Raw genomic sequence first — 23554 nt, forward strand, 5'->3', positions numbered from 1 at the left:
CTCTCAGCGCCACGTCTTTTTCTTCTTCCAGCGCCGCTCGCCCCGCGCGCCGGCTTCCTTGGCGCCGAGATAGAACTCCTGGATATCGGGTGAATTCATCAGCCGTTCGCAGGTGTCGTTCATGACGACGCGGCCGATCTCCAGCACATAGCCGTAATCCGCCGTCTCCAGCGCGATCTTGGCATTCTGCTCGACCAGCAGGATCGACATGCCCTGCTCCTGATTGACCCGGCGGATGATGGTGAAGATCTCCTTCACCAGGATCGGCGACAGCCCGAGCGACGGCTCGTCGAGCAGCAGCAGCGTCGGCCGGTTCATCAGCGCACGGCCGATCGCCAGCATCTGCTGCTCGCCGCCCGAAAGCTGCCCGGCAGGCTGGCCGAGCCGCTCCTTCAGCCGTGGAAAATAGCCGTAGACGCGCTCGAGGTCCTGCGCCACACCGTCGCGGTCCTTGCGCAGATAGGCACCCATCATCAGGTTCTCGCGCACCGACAGGAACGGAAACACCTCGCGTCCCTCCGGCACATGGCTGAGGCCGAGCCGCACGATCCGGTCCGCCTCCATGCGCTGGATCGGCTTGCCGAGGAATTCGATCGAGCCCTTCTGCGGGTCGAGGATGCCGGAGATCGTCTTCAGCACCGTGGTCTTGCCGGCCCCATTGGCGCCGAGCAGCGTCACGATCCGGCCGCGCGGCACCTCGAGGCTGATGCCGCGGATCGCCATGATCGGTCCGTAGTAGCTCTCGATGTTGGAGAGTTTCAGGATGATGTCGGGCGTGCTCATGGCATCATCCTCATGCGCCCAGATAGGCTGCGACGACGTCGGGATGGTGCTGCACTTCGGATGGCGAACCCATCGCCAGCACGCGGCCGTAATTCAGCGCGATCACGCGATCGGAGACGCGGTTGACCAGCGTCATGTCGTGCTCGACCATCAGCACCGTGATGCCGAGCTCGCTCTTCATGTCGCGGATCCAGAACGACATGTCGTCGGTCTCCTCGACATTGAGCCCGGACGACGGTTCGTCGAGCAGGATCAGCTTCGGCTCCGAGCACAGCGCCCGCGCCAGCTCGATCACCTTGCGCACGCCGTAGGGCAGGCCTGAGATCAGCTTGTCGCGATAGGGCTCGAGATCGAGGAATTCGATCACCTGCTCGACCCGGCGGCGATGCGCCTTCTCGCCGGCGCGGACGCTCGGCAGGAACAACAGCTCCTGCCAGAGCCGGGTGGTGGAATGGCGATGCCGCCCGACCAGCAGATTGCTCAGCACGGTCGCGTTCTCGAACAGCTCGATGTTCTGGAAGGTGCGCGCGATGCCGAGCCGGGCGATATCGTAGGCCGGCTCGTGGGTGATGTCCTGATCCTCGAAGAAGATCCTGCCCGAGGTCGGCGGATAGATTCGCGAGATCAGGTTGAAGATCGAGCTCTTGCCGGCGCCGTTGGGCCCGATGATCGAGAGGATCTCACCCTTCTCGACCGCGAAGCTGACGGCATCGACCGCCTTGAGGCCGCCGAAATGCAGCGACAGGTTCTCGGCGCGGAAATAGCTCATCGATTCCGCTCCGACTTCACATAGATCTTCTGCCGCTTGAAGGTCGCGCGCTTGTACAGCGGGAACAACTGGAAGAAGAGCTTGATCTTGAGCCAGCGGCCGTAGAGCCCGAGCGGCTCGAACAGCACGAACGCCACGATGATGATGCCGTAGATCGCGCCCTTCAGCCCGTTGGCGGAGGCGAAGGCCGCGACTGCATCCTGGATGTGTGCCGCGCGGTCCTGGCCGGCGCCGAGCGTGGCGGCAGCGCCCGCGATCACGCCCGGCATGTCGTCCTTCAGATAGGTCAGGAACGGATCGATCATGACCAGGAAGATCGCGCCCAGCACCGCGCCATGCAGGCTGAAGGTGCCGCCGATCAGGATCACGATGATGAACTCGATCGAAAGCTGCAACGTGAACATCTCGGGCGAGATGAAGGAGAGCTTGTGTGCGAACAGCACGCCGGCAAAGCCGGTGATGCCAGCCGAGATCGCGAACGACTTCACCTTGTAGAGCGCGACATTGATGCCCATGCTGCGCGCCGCGGTCTCGCTGTCGCGGATCGCGACAAAGGCGCGCCCGGTCGGCGAGCGCAGCAGGTTGAGCGTGCCGACGATGGTCAGCACCAGCACCGCAAGGCAGAGATAATAGAAGACCGGGCCGTCGCGCGACACCGTGGTGCCGAGCAACTGCATGGTTTTGACCCGCATGCCCTCGTTGCCATTGGTCACGTTTTCCCAGCGCGCCATGATCTCCTCGACGATGAAGGCAAACGAGATCGTCGCGATCACCAGATAGATGCCCTGCAACCGCAGCGCCGGAAATCCGACCAGCGCGCCGACCACGCCGGTCAACAATCCCGCGGCGAGGAAGTAGACCGGAAACGGCACGTTGAACTGCTGCAGATAGGCCGCGGTGTAGGCGCCGATCGCCAGAAATGCGGCATGGCCGAGCGAGGCCTGCCCGGTGAAGCCGGTGAGGATCATCAGCCCGACGCCAACCGTCGCATAGATGCAGACGAAGACGAGCTGGCTCATCAGATAGCTTGAGAGCACATACGGCGCGATCAGCAGCACCACGAGCAACAGGCCGTAAGAATAGACGTAGCCGGAATGCGGGAACAGCCTGATGTCGTCTTCATAGTCGGTCTTGAAGAGAAACCGCATGCTTCCTCCTCAAACCTTTTTTCGGACGTGAAGGCCGAACAGGCCCTCGGGCTTGAGCAGCAGCACCGCGAGCAGCACGATGTAGGGCGCGACGTCCTTCCATCCCTGCGGGAGATAGAAGCCGGCCATGCTCTCGATTACGCCGATCAGGATACCGCCGACCACCGCGCCCGGGATCGAGCCGAAGCCACCGAGCACCGCGGCTGGAAACGCCTTCAGCCCCAGCACCAGGCCGACATTGGAATGGATGAAGGTGATCGGCGCCAGCAGCACGCCGGCGCAGGTCGCAACCGCCGCCGAGATCGCCCAGACGATCGAAACCACGCGCTTGACCGGGATGCCCATGTAATAGGCAGCCAGCATGTTCTCCGAACTGGCGCGCATCGCGGTGCCGAGCGTGGTGCGGTTGAAGAACAGATAGAGCAGCGCACACAGGATAATGGTCGCCGCAATCACCGACAGCTTGTCATAGGCGAGCACCAGGCTGCCGATTCGCAGCACGCCCTGGCTGAACGGCGTCTCGATCTTGAAGTCGTCGGTGCCCCAGATCATGCCGGCGACCGAGCGCAGGAAATAGCCGAGCCCGATCGTCGCCATGATGATGGAGAACTGCGGATAGCCGAGGATCGGCCGCACCACGAGCCGCTCGGCCAGCATGCCGAACAGCGCCATGCAGATCACCGCGCCGGCGAAGCCGACCCAGTAGTTCAGTCCGAGCATGCCGATGAAGGTGAAGGCGAAAAAGCCGCCCAGCATCATCAAATCGCCTTGCGCGAAATTGACGACTTCGGTGGCCTTGTAGACCAGCACGAAGCCAAGCGCGATCAGGCCGTAAACGCAGCCGAGCGCAATGCCGCTGACGAGCTGCTGAACAAAGTCCAGCATCGTTCCCTCCCCGATGCCCGGCGGTTCTTAGTCCGACCGCTCGTTGCATCCCGCCTTCGCGCCCTTGTGCCGGAAGCGCTGAAAGCCGCCTATGTCCACCCCGATTGAGCCAAAAGGCCCGATCCGTGTCAACAAACCGCTGATCCGCCGCCATCATCACATTTGCGGAGAAATGCCGCAGCACGGACTAATACGGGTATCGTGTTCGATTTGCCCGCTGCGATTCACCGCACCGAAACGGTTTTTGTCCAAGCTTGCGCAACTGACGAGCGAAATCCCGGATCGCCACCACATCATGACATCGGAACTGGCCGCACTCGCCGTGCGAGGGTTAACCAAGCGTTTTGACCGCCCGGCGGTCGATGCGCTCGATCTCACCGTCCGTGTCGGCGAGTTCTATGCGCTGCTCGGGCCGAACGGCGCCGGTAAGACCACGACGCTGCGTATGGTGGCCGGGCTGCTGCGGCCGGATGCCGGCGCGGTGTCGATCCTCGGCATCGACGCGCTGGCCGATCCGGTCGCCGCCAAGCAGATCATGGCCTGGGTATCCGACGAGCCGATGATCTACGACAAGCTGACGCCGCTGGAATATCTCGAATTCGTCGCCGGCCTCTGGGGCATCGACCCGCGCACTTCGGAAGAATCGGCACGCAATCTGCTCGCCTCGCTCGGGCTCGAGCCGCATCTCAACGAGCGCTGCGAAGGTTTCTCCAAGGGCATGCGCCAGAAGGTGGCGCTGGCCGGCGCGCTGGTGCACGATCCCCGCCTGATCATTCTCGACGAACCGCTGACCGGCCTCGACGCGCTGTCGGCGCGTCACGTCAAGGGGCTGTTGCAGGAGCGCGTCCGCGCCGGCTGCACCGTGATCATGACCACCCATATTCTCGAAGTCGCCGAGCGCATGGCCGACCGCATCGGCGTGATTGCGGCCGGCAGGCTGATCGCCGAGGGCACGTTGGCCGAGCTGCGCGAGCAGAACGGCCGCAACGACACCAGCCTCGAGGACATGTTCATCGCGCTGGTCGATACCGAAGCGGTCGCCGCGTGAGCTCGACCGCCCATCTCGCCTGGTTCGCCCGCCACGAGTTCCGCCTCGCCTGGCGCGAATGGCTGGCGATGATGACCGGCAGCCGGCGCCGGCGCAATCGCGCCGTGATCGGGCTCGTGATCTTCGCGGCGATCCTGCATCTGCCGGCCTATGCCGTGGTCGCCCGCTATGTCGACCTCAGGTTTCCGCTCGATCCATCCTCGCTGATCGTGCTGACGGCGACGATCTTCCTGTCCTGGGCGCTGATGCTCTCGCAGGCGATCGAGTCGGTGACGCGGGTGTTCTATGCCCGCGCCGATCTCGATCTGATCATGTCGTCGCCGGCCAAGCTCACCAACATCTTCTCGATCCGGATCGCCGCGATCGCGCTGACGGTGAGTTGCATGGCGCTGTTGCTGTCGACGCCGTTCATCGACGTTCTGGTCTATCTCGGCGGCGCGCGCTGGCTCGCCGGCTTCGGCGTCGTGGTTGCGATCGGGCTCTCGGCGGCGGCGACCGCGATCGCCGTCACCGTCGTGCTGTTCCGTCTGATCGGACCGGGCCGCACGCGGCTGGTGGCGCAGATCGTTTCCGCCGTGATCGGCGCCGGCTTCGTCATCGCCTTGCAGGTCGTTGCCGTGCTGTCCTACGGCACGCTGTCGCGGTTTGCTTTCCTGACCTCGGATACCGCGGCACGGGTCGCGCCGGCACTCGACAGCCTGCTGTGGTGGCCAGCGCGGGCGTCGCTGGGTGACGTCGAAATCATGATGCTGCTGCTTGCCGCCGCGCTGGTGATGCTCGGCGTCGTGATGGCGGTGTTCGCGCCGCGCTTTGCCGACACCGTGACGAGCGTCGCCGCCAATCCGGCCGCGGCGACGCGGGGGCGGGCCCGCGCGTTCCGGTCCGGCTCGCGGCAGCAGGCGCTGCGCAGGAAGGAGTTTCTGCTGCTGCGCCGCGATCCCTGGCTGCTGTCGCAGAGCCTGATGCAAATGCTCTATCTGGTGCCGCCGGCGCTGATGCTGTGGCGAAGCTTCTCCGGCTCGTCGACCGCGATCGTGCTGATCACGCCGGTCGTGGTGATGGCCGCGGGGCAGCTCGCGGGCGGGCTGGCCTGGCTGACCATTTCGGGCGAGGACGCGCCCGACCTGGTTGCGACCGCGCCGCTGCCACCATCGCGGGTGATCCGCGCCAAGGTCGAAGTCGTCCTGATCGCGATCGCCGCGATTTTTGCGCCGCTGGTGGCAGCGCTGGCGCTCGCCTCGCCGCAACAGGCCCTGGTGACGGCGATCGCGATCATCATCGCGACCGCATCCGCAGCCGCCGTTCAATTCTGGTTCCGCGCGCAGGCCAGGCGCAGCCAATTCCGCCGGCGCCAGACCTCCTCCCGCGTCGCCACCTTCGCCGAAGCGTTCTGCTCAATCGGCTGGGCCGCAACCGCGGCACTCGCCTTGACGATCCCGGCGGCGGCCGTCGTCAGCGGCACCTTGACACTGCTGACACTCGTCATCGCCTGGAAGCTGAGCCCGCGACGCTGATCACGGCCTCGATCCCCGATGCGCCAGTCACGGCTGGCACTGCTCGACCGTCTCTGTCGTGCGCAATCCGAGACGGCCGTCACGTCTTTATCATGACTGGAGCCTAGCTTGCCTGCGAGGTGCCCCGGCATTCTGCGGGCGAAGGTAGACTTGCACCTCCGGTGTATTTCAGCAAGATTGCAACTACGAAGTTATTCCGCCGAGGGAGAGCATCATGCGCGTTTCGCAATCGAGCGGGGCCCTTCGCGTCAAGGCGATCGCGGGCACCCATGTCGTCCTGATGGCGCTGGACATGGACGAAGGTGCGAGGCCCGGCCTGCGCGGTTTCGCCATCAAGCGCGGCCATGGCGGCCAGGCTCAGCAATGGCTGGAAGGCATCAAGTACTTCAAGGACCTGGTGCCGAACCCGAAGCCCGGCGACAGCTTCCCGTCGCGGCAGCAGCCGTTCCAGTCGTTCCTGTGGTCCGACTACACTGCAAGCCCCGGCGTCGATTACGACTTCACGATCATCGCGCTCTACGGCGACCTCCACAACATGGAGGAACGCTACACCTTGAACTTCTCGATCACGACCGAGCCGGAATACGACGGCAAGGGCCAGGGCGTCTGGTTCAACCGCGGTATCATCGCGAGCCATGCGATGGCGGTCGATTTTCACAATGCCACGCTGACCGAGGAGATGGTCAACAATGTCAGCGACGACGGCCGGCTGCTCGACCGCGAGACGCAATGGCTTTCGCGCGGCCTGGCCGAGGCCTGCCTCAAATACATCAACAGCGCGGGGTCCGGCGACCAATTGCGGGTTTGCGCCTACGAATTCACCTATCTTCCGGTGCTGGCCGCCTTGAAGCGGGCGCATGATCGCGGCGTCGATGTACAGATCATCTATCACGACACCAAGCACGACAACGATCCCAATCGCGCCGCGATCGCAACGGCCAAGCTGCCGGCCGCGATCGTGCATCCGCGCACCCGGACCGCGATCCCCCACAACAAGTTCATCGTCAAGCTGGCCGCGGGTAAGCCGCCGCTGGTGTGGACCGGCTCGACCAACTTCACCGACTCCGGCTTCTACGGTCAGACCAATGTCGGACACGTGACCGCCGACGCCACCACGGTGAAGACCTATCTGAACTACTGGACGGAATTAAAGGACGATCCGGTGCACAGTGTCGCGCTGCACAACGCGATCGAGCTGACGCCCAACCCGCCGAATGTGATCGCTGAATCCTCCACCGTCCCGTTCTTCTCGCCGCGCATCGCCGACAACATGCTCGACTGGTACGGGCAACGCATCGACGATGCCGGATCGCTCGCGATGATGACGATTCCGTTCAACGTCGCGGACACCATCCTCACCGCGCTCGGCAAGACCAGCAACGCGATGCGGCTGGTGATCCTGGAGGATCCCCCGAGCGCGGCGGTGAACGCCGCTGAGCAGCGCAACCGCGGCAAGCTTGCCTTCTCCAACGGCGCGATCCTCGGCAAGTCGTTCATCAAGTACAAGTCGAGCTTCGGCGGCGCCAAGGTGACCCCGATCCCGAATTCCAATCTCGACAAATGGTTCATCGACGAAGAACTCGATCGTCCCACCAACAAGGGCCACGTGTTCTTCGTCCATGCCAAGGTACTGATCGTCGATCCGCTGTCGGATGACCCGCTGGTCTGCTCCGGTTCGGCCAATTTCTCGGCGAATTCGCTGACAGCAAACGACGAGAACATGCTGCTGATCCGCGGCGACACCAGGGTCGCCGACATCTACGTGACCGAACTCGATCGCATCTTCAGGCACTTCCGCTCGCGCGATATCATCAACAAGCAGGCGAACGCGGGCCAGCGCGAGGAATGGCTGTTGCTTGATACGACCGACGGCTGGATTGGATCGAACTTCCAGGACGGCACCTACAAGAACAATCGCCGCCTGTTGTTCTTCCCCGAAGCCGCCACCAAGCCATGGAGCACCCCGGCTGGCGCCGACCCCGATCCGTTCAAGGATGAAGACGAAAGGGCGCAGCAGAAACGTGCCAAGGCCAGCGCCAGGAGAAAGCAGGCCGGCGGCACGGGCAAGAAGGTCGGCAAAAAAGCTTCTGCCAAGAAGAGCACTGCCAAGAAAACCGTGAAGAAAGCCAAAGCCAAGACAGCCAAGACGTCCAAAAAGAAGGCTGCGAAGAAGTCGGCAAAGAAGGCCGTGAAGAAGGCCGCGAAGAAAACCACCGCAAGAAAGGCCGGCAAGGCGAAGAAGGCCGCGAAGTCCGCGAAGAAGAAGGCCACCAAACGGAAGGCCTCGAAGCGCTGAGGCACGTTCCTGAAGCGGCTTTCCCTCTCAACAAACGCACTTGCACGGAGACCGCACCTTAACGAGAAGCCAGGCGCGACGATGAATTTACTGGGACGCATCGCCCTGGATGCGCGATGCATCCGACACGACCGGCCCGCGCGCAGCCGCCGACTATCCTTTCATCACCTCGATCACGGCCGCGGCGAAGGCGTCCGGCGCTTCCTGCGGTATGTTGTGGCCAGCCCCCGGGATCACGCGATACGCCAGGCGGGCGGTGTATTTGGCCGCGCTGGCGCTGGCGTCGGCGGCGGCCGTGACCCCGTCATCGGCGCCATCGAGCGTAATGGTGGGGACCGCGATCACAGGCAACGCCGCCAGGCGCCGCTGCACGTCGGCATAGTGCGGATCGCCTTCGACGACGCCGTAGCGGTGGCGATAGCTATGGATCACGACATCGACATAATCCGGATTGTCGAATGCGGCCGCGCTGCGCTCGAAGCAGGCATCGTCGAACGCCCAGCCCGGCGACCATTGCGACCACAATATCCGCGCGATGCCGCGCCGGTTGGCGGCAAGCCCGGCGCGGCCGCGCTCGAGCTGGAAGTAATACTGATACCAGAGCGGCACCTCGCGCTCCGGCCGCGCCGGCACCATGGAATGTGCGATGTCCTGGATCATGTAGCCGTTGGTGCAGACCAGCCCGATGCATCGGTCCGGCCACAGTGCGGCGCCGATCGAGGCGGCACGGCCGCCCCAGTCATAGCCGGCGAACACCGCGCGCTGGATACCAAGCGCATCCAGCAGCGCCATCATGTCGGCGCCGACCGCCGCCTGCTCGCCCGAGCGCGGCGTCGCCTTGTCGCGGAACTGCGTCGGCCCATAGCCGCGCAGATAGGGCACGATGACCCGGCAGCCCTGCGCCGCCAGCAATGGCGCGACGTCGACATAGGAATGGATGTCGTAGGGAAAGCCGTGCATCAGCAGCACGGCCGGACCGTCGGCCGGGCCAGCCTCGTAATAGGCGATATTGAGCACGCCGGCGTCAACGTGACGCAGCGGCTCGAGCCGTTTGGTCGATGGCGCCCTCGGCGCGGCGGCATGTTCGGTCACGGCGGACTCCCTCATCGATCGCTTTGCGCGCCATGGTAGCGCGTCCTGCCGAATTATTCGCCGGGATCGCATTGCAATCCGCGTCATAGAGCGATGCGCGTACGTCACCATGACGGCACGACAGTTCGGCGATAATATCTCGCCGGAGGATGTTGCCGCAGACGGAACAGGTCATGCCGAGATTGCTCGCCGCGCTCATGCTGCTCGGAACGTTGGCCAGCCACGCCCTCGCGCAGGATGCCCCGCGCAGCGAATGCCTGGCGATGGCCAATGCACCGCCCCGTGCCATCCCGGTGGCCTACCGCCGCGTCGCCGCCAAGACCACGACCAAGACCGGCGAAGTCGCGATCACCTATGCCGGCCATTCGACCTATTACATCGACACGCCGGAAGGCGTCCGGATCGCGACCGACTACAACGGCGCCTATCAGACCGGACGTCTGCCCGACGTCGCGACCATGAACCGGGCGCATGCGACCCATTACACGCTGTTTCCCGATCCCCGGATCGCCCATGTGCTGCACGGCTGGGGCGAGAACGGCCAGGCCGCACATTATTCGGAGCGGATCGGCGACGTCTATATCCGCAATGTCACCACCGATATCCGCCGCTATTGGGGCGAGGACGCCGGCGGCGGGATGATCAAGGACGGCAATTCGATCTTCATCTTCGAGGTCGCCGGCCTTTGCATCGGCCATCTCGGCCACCTCCACGTCAAGCTCGATGACAGCCAGTTCGCGGCGATCGGCCGGCTCGACATCGTGATGGTGCCGATCGACGGCACCTATACGATGTCGCTCAGCGGCATCTCCGAGATCACCAGACGGCTGCGCGCCTCGGTGGTGCTGCCGATGCACCGCTTCGCGACCCCGCTCGACGAATTCATGCGCCTGATCGGCCAGCAGTTCGAGATCGACCGCCGCGGCGGCGAGCGCACCTTGCGGGTCTCGCGCGACACGCTGCCGGCGACGCCGACGGTGATCATCCTCGACGGCGTGTGAGTCAGCCCGCCCCTGACACGATTTCGTCAACCGGCGATTTTCGCGCTTGACCTAGAGTATGCTCTAGCTTGTTCACTCCGGACCGTCCGGCGACGCCCCTATGAGCGAACCTCGCCGGCGCGACGAAGGCGGTCTCACCATGATGGATGCCCGAACAGCCCAGGCGCCAGGCGCGCTTCATATCGGCGAGATCGCGCGCCGCTCCGGCCGCAGCGTGCATACCATCCGCTGGTACGAGACGCAGGGCCTGATGCCCGGCGTCACCAGGGACCGCGGCCGCCGCCGCGTCTACAGCGACTACCACATCGGCTGGCTCGACCTGATGGAGCGGCTGCGCTTGACCGGCATGTCGATCCGGCAGCTGCGCGAGTACACCGCGCTGGTGAAACAGGGCGGCGCGAGCCTGGCCAAACGCCGCGCCTTGCTCGCCGCACATCGGCTCCGCGTGCACGCGATGATCGCGAAATGGACCGAGGCGCTGACGCTGGTCGACGCCAAGGTCGAATTCTACGACGAATGGATGGCCGGCGGCCGCCGGCCCTCGGTTTCGCCGCAGCAGCGCGCCCGCGCCAAGCGCTCCGTGCCCAAAGCCTGAACAAGGCCTGAGCCCTCACCGATCAGACAACAGGATGCGCGATGGACGATATGCTTCGGCGTAGACCCTTTGCCATGCGCGCATCGCGCCGAGTGACGCTGCTGACGCTGTGTCTCGCCGTCACGATCGCGCACATCGATACGTTCATCGTCAATCTCGGCGCGCGTGCGATCGGCGATCACTTCGGCGCCGGTGTCGACCAGCTGCAATGGATCGTCGACAGCTACAATCTGGTCTATGCGGCTTCGCTGCTGACCGGCGGAATGCTCGCGGACCGCTACGGCCGGCGCCGGATCCTGATGGCCGGCGCCGTGATCTTCAGCGCCGCATCGCTGCTGTGCGCAGCCGCACCGTCGGCACTGGTGCTGATCGGCGGACGAGCGCTCACCGGAGCCGGCGGCGCCCTGATGATCCCCGCGTCGCTTGCGATCATCCGCGTGGTCTGGGACCAGCCGGACGAACGCGCTCGCGCTCTCGGCATCTGGGCCGCCTGCAATGGCGTGGCCATGGCGCTCGGACCAAGCCTTGGCGGGCTGCTGATTCCATGGCTCGGCTGGCGCAGCATCTTCCTGGTCATCGTGCCGCTCGGTCTGCTCGTGGTTGCGATGGCCGGGTCGACGGTCCCGGAGTCGGCAAACCCGCAGCGCCGCGCATTCGACGCTCCGGCCCAACTCTGCGGCGCGCTGGCGCTTGGAAGCCTGACCTATGCCGCGATCGGCGGGCAATCGGCGCCGGGCGCGATGATCGCCGCGCTGGTCGTCGCCGCGCTTTCGACAACGCTGTTGATCGCGATCGAGAGGAAGAAGGGGTCCGCGGCGCTGTTATCGCCGGAGATACTTGGTGCCCGTCAGTTCCGCGCCGCGATGATCGCCACCACGGGCATGACCTTTGGCGGCTACGGCATGGTGTTCGTGCTGCCGCTGGCGTGGCAGTCGAGCGGGCGGTTCGATGCCGCGGCAAGCGCCGCCGCGCTGCTGCCGATGTCGCTGGTGTTCGTGTTGGTCTCGCCGCTTTCCGGCACGCTCTCGGACAAGTTTGGATTGCGCGCGACAGCATCGGGCGGCGTGACGCTGATGAGCGTCGGTCTCCTGATGATCGGCCTCGGTGGCCTGCAACCAGACGTCGCCCTGGCCGAGTTCGGGCTGGCCATCACGGGCCTCGGGCTCGGGCTCGCCGCGGGACCGCTCTCAGCGATGGCCGTCGGCGACGTTACCGCCGCGCGGGCCGGTACGGCTGCGGCGCTGATCAACGTGGCCCGGATCAGCGGTGCAACGATAGGGGTCGCGATGCTCGGCGCGCTGTATGCGGCGGCCGGCGGCGGCGGCCACGGCTTGCGGCTTGCGATGCTCGCCGGGAGCCTCGTTCAGTTCGCTGGCGTCAGCCTGGCCTGGATGATGACGCTACGGAAAGCGCCGGGGCTGCGCATTTGACCTGCTCGCACGCGGCTCGTTATCCTCCCGCAGCCGACATCGTATCGGCGGCCGACAAGAAGCAAGAACAGGGAGCATCATCCATGGCCAGCACTCTGCCCGCCTCAGCCAGCGGGCTCTATGCCGATCCGCGCGAAGACTGGCTCGCCCAATACACCGAGGCGATCATCGATCCCGACAGGCCGATCGTCGATCCGCACCATCATCTGTGGGATCGCGGCGGCCTGCGCTACCTGATCGAGGACATGCGCGACGACATCGCCTCCGGCCACAACATCGTCGCGACCGTCTATGTCGATTGCCGATCGATGTATCGCGCCAGCGGCCCGGAGGCGTTCCGCCCGGTCGGCGAGGTCGAGTTCGCCAATGGCGTCGCCGCGATGGCGGCAAGTGGCGGCTACGGCAAGGCGGCGATCTGCGCCGGCATCGTCAGCCACGTCAACCTTCTGATCGGCGATCAGGCCAAGGCGGTGCTGGAGGCGGAGATCGCTGCCGGCAACGGCCGGTTCCGCGGCATCCGCCATTCCTCGGCCTGGGACGAGGACCCCAACGTCGCCCACATGTACGCGAACCGGCCGAAGGGCATCCTGCTCGATTCCACCTTTCGTAGGGGGTTCGCCTGCCTGGCGCCGCTCGGCCTCAGCTTCGATGCCTGGTTGTTCCACCCGCAGATCGGCGAGCTGACCGACCTCGCCCGCGCCTTCCCCGACACCAGGATCGTGCTCGACCATTGCGGCGGCCCGGTCGGCACCGGCCGCTTCGCCGGCAAGCGCGGGGAGACCTTTCCGGTCTGGAAGGCATCGATCCAGGAGATCGCCAAATGCCCGAACGTCGTGGTCAAGCTCGGTGGGCTGGCGATGTGCCTGCTGGGCTACGACTTTCATCTCCGCCCGCGACCGCCGTCGTCGGAGGAACTCGCCGCGGCCTGGCGTCCCTATGTGGAAACCTGCATCGAGGCGTTCGGCCCCAACCGTTGCATGTTCGAGAGCAACTTCCCACCTGACAAGGGGCAGTGCAGTTATCAGGTGATCTTCAACACCTTTAAACGGCTTGCTTCACAATATAGCGAAGTCGAGAAGACGGCGTTGTTCTTGAAGACGGCAAAGGATGTCTATCGGCTCGATATCGGGTAAACTTCCGACTCATGGATGACGGCATCACCATCCGGCCGCTTCGAGAGGCTGATGCGGAAGCGGTGGTCGCACTTTACGCAAAGGCAGCTGCGGTGGAACCGCGGCTAGGCCCTGTCGCGCTGCCGCAATGGGACCAGTTCCTGAAGCTGCCGCAAAACCGTGGCGGACGCGACTTTCGTGTCGCCGAACGAAATGGGCGACTCCTCGGCCTCGCCGAGTCATCGTTGCGCGATCAAGGCGCACATCATTCCCGGTTCCTCAAGATCGTCGTGGTGCCCGAGATGCGGCGTCGCCGGATTGGCCTTGCGCTGTTCGACGACATCATCGCAATCGACGCCGATCCCGCTCTGATCGTGCAAACATTGGTGAGCGGCGACTGGCCGGCCGGCATGGCCTTCGTCGCCGCCTTCGGCTTTGTTCATGTTGAGTCCGAGATCGGGATGAAGTGCGTCGAGCCCTTGCAGCCGGCGCGCACGCTCGCCGCCGCCCGCGCCACCATCGAGCAGGTCAGCGACGTGACCGCCTGCGCCGCCGAGGTCGCGCGTATCCATAACGCCGCCTACGCCTCGGATGCCGCGTTCCGCCTGTACTCGCCGGAGGAGATGGCGCAGGTCCTGACCGAGACCGAGGTCTGGATCGCCTCGGAAGATGGACAGATGTCCGGCTTCTGCCTGACCGAGCCGGAGCGGAACTCGATGTGGATCGAATCGGTCGCGGTCGATCCGGCGCGGCAGGGACGCGGATTAGGCCAACTGCTGGTCTATCGCGTGCTCAGCGCACACGACGTCTCGGTCGAGCATCCCTGCTGGCTCAACGTCTCGAGCCGCAACGCGCCCGCGCTGAAGATCTACCGCCGGCTCGGCTTCAAGCCGCAGCACGAGACCTGTCGCTTCAGCGCCACGCGCGGCGCGCTGATCGCCGCCCGGGAGCAGAGGTTTCGCTAGTGGGCTGTTAAGCCCACTCACCCTTGCGGAACACCGGCACGCTGCGGCCGTCGGCGTGGATGCCGTCGATGTCGGTATGCGCGGAGCCGATCATCCAGTCGATGTGGATCAGGCTCTTGTTGCCGCCCTGCTCGGCGATCTGCTGCGGCGTCAGTCTGTCGCCATTGACGAAGCATTTCGAGTAGCACTGGCCGAGCGCGATATGCGAGGCGGCGTTCTCATCGAACAGCGTGTTGAAGAACAACAGCCCGCTCTTCGAGATCGGCGAAGAGTGCGGCACCAGCGCGACCTCGCCAAGGCGGCGCGCACCCTCGTCGGTGTCGAGCACCTTCTTCAGCACTTCCTCGCCGCGCGAGGCCTTGGCCTCGACGATGCGACCTTCCTCGAACTTCACCGCAATATTATCGATCAGCGTGCCCTGGTAGGACAGCGGCTTCGAGCTGACGACATGGCCGCTGACACGGCGGCAGTGCGGTGTGGTGAAGACTTCCTCGGTCGGGATATTGGCATTGCAGACGATGCCGTTCTTGGCGGTCGAGGCGCCGCCTTCCCATTCATGACCGTCGGCGAGGCCGATGGTCAGGTCCATGCCGGGGCCGGAATATTTCAACGCGTGGAAGCGCTGGCCGTTCAGCCATTCGGTACGCTCGCGCAGCTTCGCATTATGCCTTTCCCAGTTGGCGACGGCGCCATCCTGATCGACCCGGGATGCAGAGAAGATCGCATCCGCAAGCTTGGCCACCGCGACGTCTTCGGCATCGTCGGGGAATACCTGCCTGGCCCAGGATGTGCTCGGATAGGCGATGATGTTCCAGTTGGTGTCGAAATTGACGATCTTCTCCAGCGCCGGCTGGTAGGCGATCGAGTTGGCCTTGCTGGCGCGTGCGACCTTGGTTGGGTCTTCGCCGGACAGCAGCATCGGATTGTCGCCGACGATCGCGAGCCGCGCGGTGTTGGCGCCGAACGCCTTCGCCATGCCTTCGTAAAGCCAGCCCGCGGCGCGGTCGAAGCTTGCATCGTTGGCATAGTGGTAGCGCGCCAGCGTCAGCTCCTCGTCAGAGAAGAACGGGGTCACGAGACCGGCGCCAGCCTTGTAGGCGTGCTCCACCACCCCGCACCAGCGGCATCGCCGCGGCGGGCGCCGTGAGCAGCAGGTCCTGCCCCGGCTGCAATTGCAGGCCGACCTTGATCGCGACTTCGGCGAGCCGATCGAGCTTGACGGGATCGATCGAGGCGGAAAGGTTGCGTTGAAGTGCGGTCATGAAGCGTCCGGCCGTGTCGTTGGAGGGTGATGAGGATTCGTAGTCCAATTCGATCCGCATTCGCAAGGTTCCTGCCCGCCGCAGCCGATCACGCGACGGCGAGCAATTGCCTCGAATTTTACCGCTTCACCGAAGTCAGCACCCGGTCGACCATCTCGGGCGCCAGGCCGAGGTAGTTCTTTGGCGCGGTGAGGCGGTCGATCGTGGCCCGATCGATCCGGCTCGCGACGCGCGGATCGGCGGCCAGCGCCTCGGCGAGGGTCACGCCCTTGTCGTTGGCGACACGGCAGGCATCGTAGACCACGTCATGCGCCTCTTGCCGGCCGATCGCGGGCGCGAGCCCCATCATCACGGCTTCCGCCACGATGAGCCCGCGGCTGATGTCGAGATTGTCGGCCATCCGCCTTTCATCAACGATGAGGCCGCCGAGCGCGAACCTGGCCTGATGCAGCGCGCCGGCGGTGAGCACGAAGCTTTCCGGGATCGCCATCCACTCGGCATGCCACGGGCCGGTGGCGCGTTCGAAATCCTGCACCATCGCATCCAGCATCAGGCCGGCATGCTGGCGCACCGCCTTGGCGGCGGCGAGCATCAACTCCGACGAGATCGGGTTGCGCTTCTGCGGCATGGTCGAGGACGCGCCGCGTCCCTTCACGAACGGCTCGTAGACTTCCGCAAACTCGGTCGACGCCATGATCATGATGTCGAGCGCGATCTTGCCCAGGGTTCCCGTGACCAGCGCCAGGAAGTTCACCACTTCTGCAAGACCATCGCGGGCGACGTGCCAGGTCGCGACCGGCACACCGAGGCCGAGCTCCTCGCACAGCGCCTGCTGAACCTCGAACCCCTTGCCGCCCAATGAGGCCAGTGTGCCGGCGGCACCGGCGAACTGGCCGACCAGCACACGCGGCTTCAGCTCCGCCAGCCGCGCGGCGTGACGATCGAAGGCAGCGAGCCAGATCGCGGTCTTGTAGCCGAAGGTCACGGGAAGGGCCTGTTGCAGATGGGTGCGGCCGGCCATCGGCGTGTCGCGATAACGCTTCGACAGATCGGCCAGGATGCCGCGCAGTGCGGCGATGTCGTTCTCGACGATCCTGAGACCGTCGCGCAGCTGTAGCACCACGGCGGTGTCCATGATGTCCTGCGTGGTCGCGCCCCAATGGACATAGCGGCCGGCCTCGCCGCACTGCTTCGCCATCTGATGCACCAGCGGCAGGATCGGATAGCCGACCACGTCGGTCTCCTGCCGCAGCAGATCGAAATCGAGCGCGGTGACATCTGTTCGCGCAGCGATCTCCTCCGCAGCTTCCGCCGGGATCACGCCGCAGCGCGCTTCGGCCTTTGCCAGCGCGACCTCGACCTCGGCGTAGCGCCCGATCAGCCGCAGGTCGGAGAACACCTCACGCATCTCGCGCGTGCCGAAAGCATCCCGAAACAACACGGAGTCGAGCACGGTGGTCGAGGTCGGAAAGGCGGACATGGGCGCATCCTGTTGCCGGTCGCGGTCGGCAATTTGCCTATCACGGCGCAAGCCGCTGCCCTATCCCTCCGCCGGCGTTTCGCCGAACACCTCGGCTGCGATCTTGCTGGTCTCGATGGCAGCCGGAATGCCGCAATACATCGCGACCAGCAGCAGCACGTCCTGCACCTGCGCGGCGGTGCAGCCATTGGCCAGTGCGCCCTTGGCGTGAACGCGGAATTCGGTGGGCTTGCTGCTCGCCGCGGTGATGCCGAGCATCACCAGGCTGCGGATCTGGTCGGACAGGCCGCTGCGCTCCCAGACGTCGCCATAGACGTAGGCATTGATGATGTTTTGCAGCGGGGTGCCGAATTCGCCGGCGGCCGCCATCCGCTTGGCGACATCGACCTCGCCGAACATCTTCTGGCGCCGCCGCAGCCCGCGCGCATGCAGATCGCTGATGTCGACCATCGTCGTCCGGCTCCCGTGTTCTGGCTATTTATACGGATAAATATGTCGTACAACAATATTCCTATAAGCCTTTCTCTTGCATTCCTGATAAATTTGTCCGTATAAATTCTTCAAAACAGCCAGGAGGGGACCGGGATGAAGTTACGGCTGGGGCTGCTCGCCGTCCTGCTCGCTGCGCTTCCGGTTCTGCCGGCAGCCGCGGCGGACGACTTCCCGCAGCGGCCGATCCGGATCATCGTGCCGTTCCCGCCCGGCGCCGGACCCGACAATGTCGCGCGCCTGGTCGGCCAGCATCTACAGGACGCGTTCGGCCAGACCGTGCTGATCGAGAACCGCGCCGGCGCGCTCGGCAGCATCGGTGCCCAGGAAGTCGCCCGCAGCGCACCGGACGGCTACACGCTGCTGATGGGCACCAACACCACCCAAGCCAGCAATGTCGCGACGCTCAAAAGCCTACCCTACGACCCGGTGAAGGATTTCGCGCCGGTCATCCGCACCACCACGACGGCGATGGTGCTGCTGGTCAACCCGAAGCTCGCAGCCAAGGACCTGCCGCAGTTCCTCAGCTACGCCAAGGCCAACCCCAACCTGACCGCGGGCTACGGCTCCGGCGCATCGCAGATCTCGATCGCGCAGTTGCAGTCGCGCGGCGGCCTGTCGCTGATCGCCGCCTCCTATCGCGGCGTGCCGCAGGCGATGACCGATGTGATGGCGGGCGTGATCGACCTGACCTTCGGCGATTTCTCGGTCGCGATCCCGCAGATGCAGGGCGGCACCCTGCGCGGCATCGCGGTGACATCGGCGGCCCGCAACGAGCTGACGCCCGGCCTGCCCGCGCTGTCGGAAGCGATGCCGGGCTTCGAGGCGACGATCTGGTACGGCCTGTTCGCGCCGGCCGGCACGCCGGAACCGGTGGTCAACAAGATCTATGCCGAATGCGCCAAATACCTCGCGATGCCGGAAACCAGGAAGAAACTCGCCGATGTCGGCGTGATCGTGGCGCCGCTGGCGCCGGCCGAGTTCGCCGCTTTCGTCAAGAGCGAGGTCGTGCGCTGGTCGGCGGAGGTCAAGGCCGCCGGCATCGAGCCGCAATAGCGCGAAGCTACGTCGCATCATGGCGCGCGAGACACCTGTCGGCATGATTGGCCTGGGGCTGATGGGATCAGCGCTCTCGGCACGCCTGATCGATGCCGGCATCGGGGTGATCGGCTTCGACGTCGATGCGGCGAAGACCGATGGGCTGAAGACCAGCGGCGCCGAGTTCGCGGCCTTCGCCGCCGACGTCGCGGCGCGCTGCCGGATCATCGTCATCGCGGTGTATGACGCGGCCCAGGCGATCGGATTGCTGCCCGACCTCGCCAACGCGACGCCGCCGCCACTCGTCATCTGCACCACCACCTGCGCGCCGGACGAGATGGCGACGATCGCCGACTTCGCTGCCCGCTCGCGCCTTGCCCTGATCGAGGCGCCGATCTCGGGCACCAGCGCTGAGGTGCGCGCCGGCACCGCCAGCGCGCTTGTCGCAGGCGATGCGGACATTATCGCAGCCGCCGCAGCGACGCTCGACATCCTCTGCCCGCAGCGGATCAATGTCGGCGCGATCGGCGATGCGAGCCGTACCAAGCTCGCCATCAACCTGATTCTGCAGAACAACCGCGCGGCGCTCGCCGAGGGCCTCGCTTTTGCCGAAAGCCTCGGCCTCGACGGCGCGAGCTTCCTTGCGACGGCGCGACAATCGGCGGCATATTCCAGGGTGATGGACAGCAAGGGACCGAAGATGCTGGCGCGGGATTTCTCGCCGCAATCGCATATCGCGCAGACCTTGAAGGACGCCGAGCTGATCCTGCAGGAGGCCGGCCGGCACGGCCTGCGGTTGCCGCTGACTTCGGCGCAGGCCGAGCTGCTGCGCAAGGCGATTGCGCTCGAGGGCCCGGACTGCGACAGCGCCGCTGTCATCGAGGCGGTACGTGCCGGACAGCACCGGGGTGAGGACCATTCATGATCAATTGTGCGATCGCGGGCCTCGGCCGCTGGGGCCGCGCGCTGGTCGAGGCCGCGCGCAAGGAGCCCCGGCTGAACATCATCCGCGCGGTGGAACCCGACAGCACCGGCGCCGCGAGCTTTTGCAAGGCGCACAATCTGGCGCTCGCGGCAAGCCTGGACGACGTCCTCGCCGATCCCGGCATCGATGCCGTGCTGCTGGCGACGCCGCATTCGCTGCACAAGCGCCAGGTGATCGCGGCGGCCAGTGCGGGCAAGCAGGTGTTTTGCGAGAAACCGCTGGCACTCCGGCGTGACGACGCCGCCGAGATGTTCGCGGCCTGCCGCAGCGCCGGCGTCACTCTCGCGGTCGGGCATAACCGAAGGTTCTGGCCGTCGATGCAGGCACTGCGCGCGATCACAGCCAGCGGCGAGCTCGGCACGATCCTGCATGTCGAGGGCCACAACAGCAACGAGAACTCCCAGGCCGTCACGCAGGGCTGGCGGCTGTCGCCGGAGGAATCCCCGGGCGGCGGACTGACCGGCGCGGGACTGCATGTGCTCGACGGCTTCGTCAGCCTGCTAGGTCCCGCGCGCCGGGTCTACGCCCGGCTGAATGAACGTGAGGCCGGACCGCCACCGCTCGATACTGCAACTTTGGCGATTGAATTTGTGAATGGCGTCAGCGCAACCCTTGCGACAATCCGCGCAACACCGTTCTATTGGCGCGTGCATGTGTTCGGAACGAGGGGATCTGCCGAAGTGCTCGACGAGGTGACGATGGTGCTGCGGAGATCCGGCGAAGCACCCGCGACGACACGCTATCCCGCAGTCGACACGCTTGCCGCGGAACTCGTGGCCTTCGCCGACGCGGTCGAACGCAAGCAACCGTTCCCGGTCCCGGAAGCCGACGTGCTGGCGACGCTCGCCGCGTTCGAGGCCGCGCTGCAATCGATGCAGACGGGACATCCGGTCGCCTGCCATATGGCATACCAGTGAACCGCCATGTCTGAACAACCGGACCGAGCGAGATCGTCCCGCTACCGCGACATCGCCACCGGACTGCAACGGGAGATTCGTCTCGGCACCTACGCCGTCGGCAATCTGCTGCCGACCGAAACCGAGCTGATGGCGAGCTACCAGGCCAGCCGCCAGACCGTGCGCGAGGCGCTGCGCATCCTGATCGACCAGGGCCTGATCGTGCGCCGCGCCGGGCTCGGCTCAGTGGTGATCGCTTCCGAGCCGCCGGTGCTGTTCACTCACAGCGTCAAATCGCTCGGCGAGTGGCTGCGCTATTCCAACGAAACCTACCGCGATGTGGTCGGCAGCAGTGACATCGTTGCCGACCGCAAGCTTGCCGCGCTCTTGAAATGCGAGCCCGGCAAGAGCTGGTTCCTGATCGAGGCGGTGCGTCGCTCCGACCAGTTCGCCGCGCCGCTCGGCTGGACCGAGATCTACGTGCTGCGCCGGTTCGCCGATGTCGTGACCCGCAGCGACCACGGCCGCACCCCGGTGCATGAGCAGATCGCCAAGATGTACGGCCAGGTCACCGAGCGCGCGCAGATGGAGATCTTCGTGCGGGGCATGCCGGCGCCGATCGCCAAGGCGCTCGACGTCAAGACCGGATCGCCGGCGCTCACCGTGGTCCGCCGTTACTATGGCCAGCGCGAGGAACTGTTCGAGGTCACCATCACCACGCACCCCGAAGGGCGCTACACCTACACGATGGATATGCAGCGCTCGCTGCGGCCGAAGCTCTAGCCAACGAGCTATCGCGCGAAACGCGCTACCGCACCCGAGCCAGATGCGTGCTGGCAGACGTATGTGCCACCTGCGGGGTGCCGCTCACACCCCAGATCGCGACCGCAATCAGCGCGGCCGCCCAGACATATGGCACAGCATTCGGCTTCTTCATTTCCGAGATCATCCCCAAAGTCTCACGGGAGCACCGACCGACCTCACGACGTCGATCGTCAGCGTGTCATCAGGCACCCGTCCTTCACAACGCTACTAAGGTTAGACCTTGTCGGTTTCAGGACGTCTTCGTCCGAATCTCGAAATGATTTCGTGGGAACCCGGCTCTCTCATCCGAATTGATGAGATCGCGGCTTCGACATCATTCGACACAATACTGGGAGAAATTCGTGGGGAGAATTTTCTGCTCAAATTTGAGTCAGGTGCACAACAAACGTTCTAATCGACCCCCGCTGAATTCTTTTTGATTGTTCGCCCGACCTCGGTCGTGGCATGCCTGTGACAATGTGATGACAAGGGTTTTTCAGTGACTGCCCAACCGGCCAAATCGCAAAATAGCTCCCGTCGCCCTTCCAGGGAAACGCAACAGGAGGTTGCGCGGTCGCTGGAACGGGAACTGAAGCTCTTGACCGAAGAGCGCCAGGAACGCGCACTCCGGCTCGGCCTCGACATCGCAGGCAAGACGCCGAAGGTCGACCAGTAGGTCCGCCGCGCCGCGCGCCCCGGGGCGCGCAATTTCGATCATGTCGCTGATCCGCGCGGCCATCTGCCGATGGCCGGTGCGACCATGGCCATTCGCGTGGACCTGCTCCAGCCACGCGAGCCTGTCCCGCGCTTAGAACTGATAAAGTTACGAGGTGAATTGCGCGGACGAGACATTGCGCTCGTCATGCTGGTTTGGATTCCGCGATCGGGCTCAGGTCGGTTCCGATCTGCTGATGCCGATTGCGCCCAACGCACCTACGTTGAAAATATTCGGCGCATCGCATTGGCTGCGCTGTCCTTTTGCAGGCGAGCGGGCCGGATCTCCTTGCGTCGGACGCATCATCGCGCTTACGAGGCCGTCCCCTTCCCGCGTCCATCATGCAGCGACGCCACCGGACGGCGGCTAGATGAGAGCCGAGCCCGATGATATCTTGATCCGCAAATCGATCAGCGAAATCGGCCGCCGGGAAGCGGCGGGCTTCGCGGAGAACCTGCACTTCATTTGCCTCTCCTGCCGATCTCAGGATGGCAGAGGGCAGCGGATCGTGAAGCGTTTCCGTGGAATCGCATCACGATCTGATCTCTGGTTCGAGCATGAGCTCTGTGCAAGCGCTTGCCGTTTTGTCGCAGGGGAAACCGGTTTCCACTTCTCGGGATCATGCTCTAGTGGCCGCGGACACGCTGCTGCCGATGCGCGGAGACTCGAATGCTTGGCCGTCCCGATGACGAGGAAGCCCTCAGGCTCACACTGGCGTTCTACTGCATCATGGAGCCGGACAAGCGCGCGATCATTCTCGATCTCGCCGAACGGTTTGCGCGTGCATCGCAGACGGTCGACGGTTGCGTGCACTTCCTGCTGCTGGATCACAGCGCACCCTCGGCCGAGCCCGTGACGCAGGACTCCTCGAACCGCAAGCGTCCGACCTGACGCGCCGTCCTATCGCTGCGACGAAGCCGCGAGGCTCGGCAAAGGCGCGAACTGCATCTCTGCGACGGCCGACCCGGCGTATGCACTGGCGATCAGGATCATGACTCGAATAGCGATGAACATGGAGCCTCCTCAGTCTTCTTGTTGGCCCATCAATGCCAGAGACTTCTTTCGGGCCGGTGAGGAAAGCTGGTTGCCGCAACCTTGAGGCCGTTGGTAAGCGAGCCGTTTACACGCCACGTTCACGAAACGGGAACCGTATCGGCCGGTCGATCTTGCAGCTAAACCCACGGTTCACCGTGGCCGGGCATTGTTCGCCTCAATCAAGAAGGCGCAATCACAATGCCGGTTTTCAG

At 64.9% G+C, this 23554-nt stretch carries 22 protein-coding genes and 1 pseudogene; 13 read left to right on the forward strand and 10 right to left on the reverse strand.

What is annotated here, in order from left to right:
* Window positions 1-3 precede the first annotated feature (3 nt).
* The 4 genes from CWS35_RS03385 to CWS35_RS03400 are packed head-to-tail and all read right to left on the reverse strand — an operon-like array spanning window position 4 to window position 3585.
* Window positions 4-783: an ABC transporter ATP-binding protein gene (locus tag CWS35_RS03385; protein WP_024581632.1), complete on the reverse strand. Its 780-nt coding sequence runs from the start codon at window positions 781-783 to the stop codon at window positions 4-6.
* Between the two features lie 10 nt (window positions 784-793).
* Window positions 794-1552 carry an ABC transporter ATP-binding protein gene (locus tag CWS35_RS03390; protein ID WP_024581631.1) on the reverse strand — a complete coding sequence of 253 codons (759 nt, stop codon included), beginning with the start codon at window positions 1550-1552 and terminating at the stop codon, window positions 794-796.
* Window positions 1549-2700, reverse strand: coding sequence for a branched-chain amino acid ABC transporter permease (locus tag CWS35_RS03395; RefSeq protein ID WP_024581630.1), 1152 nt, complete (start codon window positions 2698-2700; stop codon window positions 1549-1551). The genes CWS35_RS03390 and CWS35_RS03395 overlap by 4 nt, the downstream gene beginning before the upstream one ends.
* Window positions 2701-2709: 9 nt before the next feature.
* Window positions 2710-3585: a branched-chain amino acid ABC transporter permease gene (locus tag CWS35_RS03400; protein WP_024581629.1), complete on the reverse strand. Its 876-nt coding sequence runs from the start codon at window positions 3583-3585 to the stop codon at window positions 2710-2712.
* 295 nt (window positions 3586-3880) lie between these two features.
* On the opposite strand from CWS35_RS03400, the gene CWS35_RS03405 reads away from it, so the two are divergent.
* From CWS35_RS03405 to CWS35_RS03415, 3 genes are all read left to right on the forward strand, one after another.
* A complete protein-coding gene (locus tag CWS35_RS03405; RefSeq protein WP_024581628.1) occupies window positions 3881-4633 on the forward strand; it encodes an ABC transporter ATP-binding protein in 753 nt (250 codons plus the stop codon).
* The gene (locus CWS35_RS03410; protein WP_024581627.1) at window positions 4630-6147 is read left to right on the forward strand and encodes a hypothetical protein; all 1518 of its coding nucleotides are present in this window, start codon (window positions 4630-4632) and stop codon (window positions 6145-6147) included. Before CWS35_RS03405 ends, CWS35_RS03410 begins: the two co-directional genes overlap by 4 nt.
* Window positions 6148-6361: 214 nt before the next feature.
* Window positions 6362-8443, forward strand: coding sequence for a phospholipase D-like domain-containing protein (locus CWS35_RS03415; protein ID WP_100950770.1), 2082 nt, complete (start codon window positions 6362-6364; stop codon window positions 8441-8443).
* A gap of 153 nt (window positions 8444-8596) precedes the next feature.
* On the opposite strand, the gene CWS35_RS03420 is transcribed toward CWS35_RS03415, so the two are convergent.
* On the reverse strand, window positions 8597-9481 hold the full coding sequence (locus CWS35_RS03420) for an alpha/beta fold hydrolase (RefSeq protein ID WP_245439018.1): 885 nt from the start codon (window positions 9479-9481) through the stop codon (window positions 8597-8599).
* A 227-nt stretch (window positions 9482-9708) separates the two neighbouring features.
* On the opposite strand from CWS35_RS03420, the gene CWS35_RS03425 reads away from it, so the two are divergent.
* The 5 genes from CWS35_RS03425 to CWS35_RS03445 all read left to right on the forward strand — a co-directional run bounded on the left by CWS35_RS03425 (window position 9709) and on the right by CWS35_RS03445 (window position 14638).
* The gene (locus CWS35_RS03425; protein WP_100955984.1) at window positions 9709-10536 is read left to right on the forward strand and encodes an MBL fold metallo-hydrolase; all 828 of its coding nucleotides are present in this window, start codon (window positions 9709-9711) and stop codon (window positions 10534-10536) included.
* A 100-nt stretch (window positions 10537-10636) separates the two neighbouring features.
* Window positions 10637-11131, forward strand: coding sequence for a MerR family transcriptional regulator (locus CWS35_RS03430; RefSeq protein WP_210202761.1), 495 nt, complete (start codon window positions 10637-10639; stop codon window positions 11129-11131).
* A 74-nt stretch (window positions 11132-11205) separates the two neighbouring features.
* The gene (locus tag CWS35_RS03435) at window positions 11206-12561 is read left to right on the forward strand and encodes an MFS transporter (RefSeq protein WP_210202762.1); all 1356 of its coding nucleotides are present in this window, start codon (window positions 11206-11208) and stop codon (window positions 12559-12561) included.
* Window positions 12562-12644: 83 nt separating this feature from the next.
* A complete protein-coding gene (locus tag CWS35_RS03440; RefSeq protein ID WP_100950775.1) occupies window positions 12645-13694 on the forward strand; it encodes an amidohydrolase in 1050 nt (349 codons plus the stop codon).
* 11 nt (window positions 13695-13705) lie between these two features.
* Entirely contained in the window at window positions 13706-14638 is a 933-nt protein-coding gene (locus CWS35_RS03445) for a GNAT family N-acetyltransferase (RefSeq protein ID WP_100950777.1), read from the forward strand.
* Between the two features lie 7 nt (window positions 14639-14645).
* Here the strand turns inward: CWS35_RS03445 and CWS35_RS03450 are convergent.
* From CWS35_RS03450 to CWS35_RS03460, 3 genes and pseudogenes are all read right to left on the reverse strand, one after another.
* A pseudogene (locus CWS35_RS03450) lies at window positions 14646-15900 on the reverse strand (aminopeptidase).
* Between the two features lie 118 nt (window positions 15901-16018).
* The gene (gene pcaB / locus CWS35_RS03455; protein ID WP_100950780.1) at window positions 16019-17380 is read right to left on the reverse strand and encodes a 3-carboxy-cis,cis-muconate cycloisomerase; all 1362 of its coding nucleotides are present in this window, start codon (window positions 17378-17380) and stop codon (window positions 16019-16021) included.
* A 60-nt stretch (window positions 17381-17440) separates the two neighbouring features.
* Window positions 17441-17830, reverse strand: a complete 390-nt coding sequence (locus CWS35_RS03460) for a carboxymuconolactone decarboxylase family protein (protein ID WP_100950782.1) — start codon at window positions 17828-17830, stop codon at window positions 17441-17443.
* Between the two features lie 135 nt (window positions 17831-17965).
* Between CWS35_RS03460 and CWS35_RS03465 the strand changes: the two genes are divergently transcribed.
* The 4 genes from CWS35_RS03465 to CWS35_RS03480 are packed head-to-tail and all read left to right on the forward strand — an operon-like array spanning window position 17966 to window position 21571.
* A complete protein-coding gene (locus CWS35_RS03465; RefSeq protein WP_024581616.1) occupies window positions 17966-18925 on the forward strand; it encodes a tripartite tricarboxylate transporter substrate binding protein in 960 nt (319 codons plus the stop codon).
* Window positions 18926-18944: 19 nt separating this feature from the next.
* Window positions 18945-19832 carry an NAD(P)-dependent oxidoreductase gene (locus CWS35_RS03470; RefSeq protein ID WP_100950784.1) on the forward strand — a complete coding sequence of 296 codons (888 nt, stop codon included), beginning with the start codon at window positions 18945-18947 and terminating at the stop codon, window positions 19830-19832.
* Window positions 19829-20809: a Gfo/Idh/MocA family protein gene (locus CWS35_RS03475; RefSeq protein WP_100950786.1), complete on the forward strand. Its 981-nt coding sequence runs from the start codon at window positions 19829-19831 to the stop codon at window positions 20807-20809. The genes CWS35_RS03470 and CWS35_RS03475 overlap by 4 nt, the downstream gene beginning before the upstream one ends.
* Window positions 20810-20815: 6 nt before the next feature.
* Window positions 20816-21571, forward strand: a complete 756-nt coding sequence (locus CWS35_RS03480; protein ID WP_024581613.1) for a GntR family transcriptional regulator — start codon at window positions 20816-20818, stop codon at window positions 21569-21571.
* A 25-nt stretch (window positions 21572-21596) separates the two neighbouring features.
* Here CWS35_RS03480 and CWS35_RS38775 read toward each other — a convergent pair whose 3' ends face one another.
* Both CWS35_RS38775 and CWS35_RS38780 read right to left on the reverse strand, forming a co-directional pair.
* Entirely contained in the window at window positions 21597-21737 is a 141-nt protein-coding gene (locus CWS35_RS38775; RefSeq protein ID WP_157817065.1) for a hypothetical protein, read from the reverse strand.
* 351 nt (window positions 21738-22088) lie between these two features.
* Window positions 22089-22331 carry a hypothetical protein gene (locus CWS35_RS38780; RefSeq protein WP_024581612.1) on the reverse strand — a complete coding sequence of 81 codons (243 nt, stop codon included), beginning with the start codon at window positions 22329-22331 and terminating at the stop codon, window positions 22089-22091.
* Window positions 22332-22976: 645 nt separating this feature from the next.
* On the opposite strand from CWS35_RS38780, the gene CWS35_RS03485 reads away from it, so the two are divergent.
* Window positions 22977-23198: a hypothetical protein gene (locus CWS35_RS03485; RefSeq protein WP_024581611.1), complete on the forward strand. Its 222-nt coding sequence runs from the start codon at window positions 22977-22979 to the stop codon at window positions 23196-23198.
* Window positions 23199-23554: the final 356 nt, after the last annotated feature.

The sequence above is a fragment of the Bradyrhizobium sp. SK17 genome (genome assembly GCF_002831585.1).
Classification (GTDB): Bacteria; Pseudomonadota; Alphaproteobacteria; order Rhizobiales; family Xanthobacteraceae; genus Bradyrhizobium.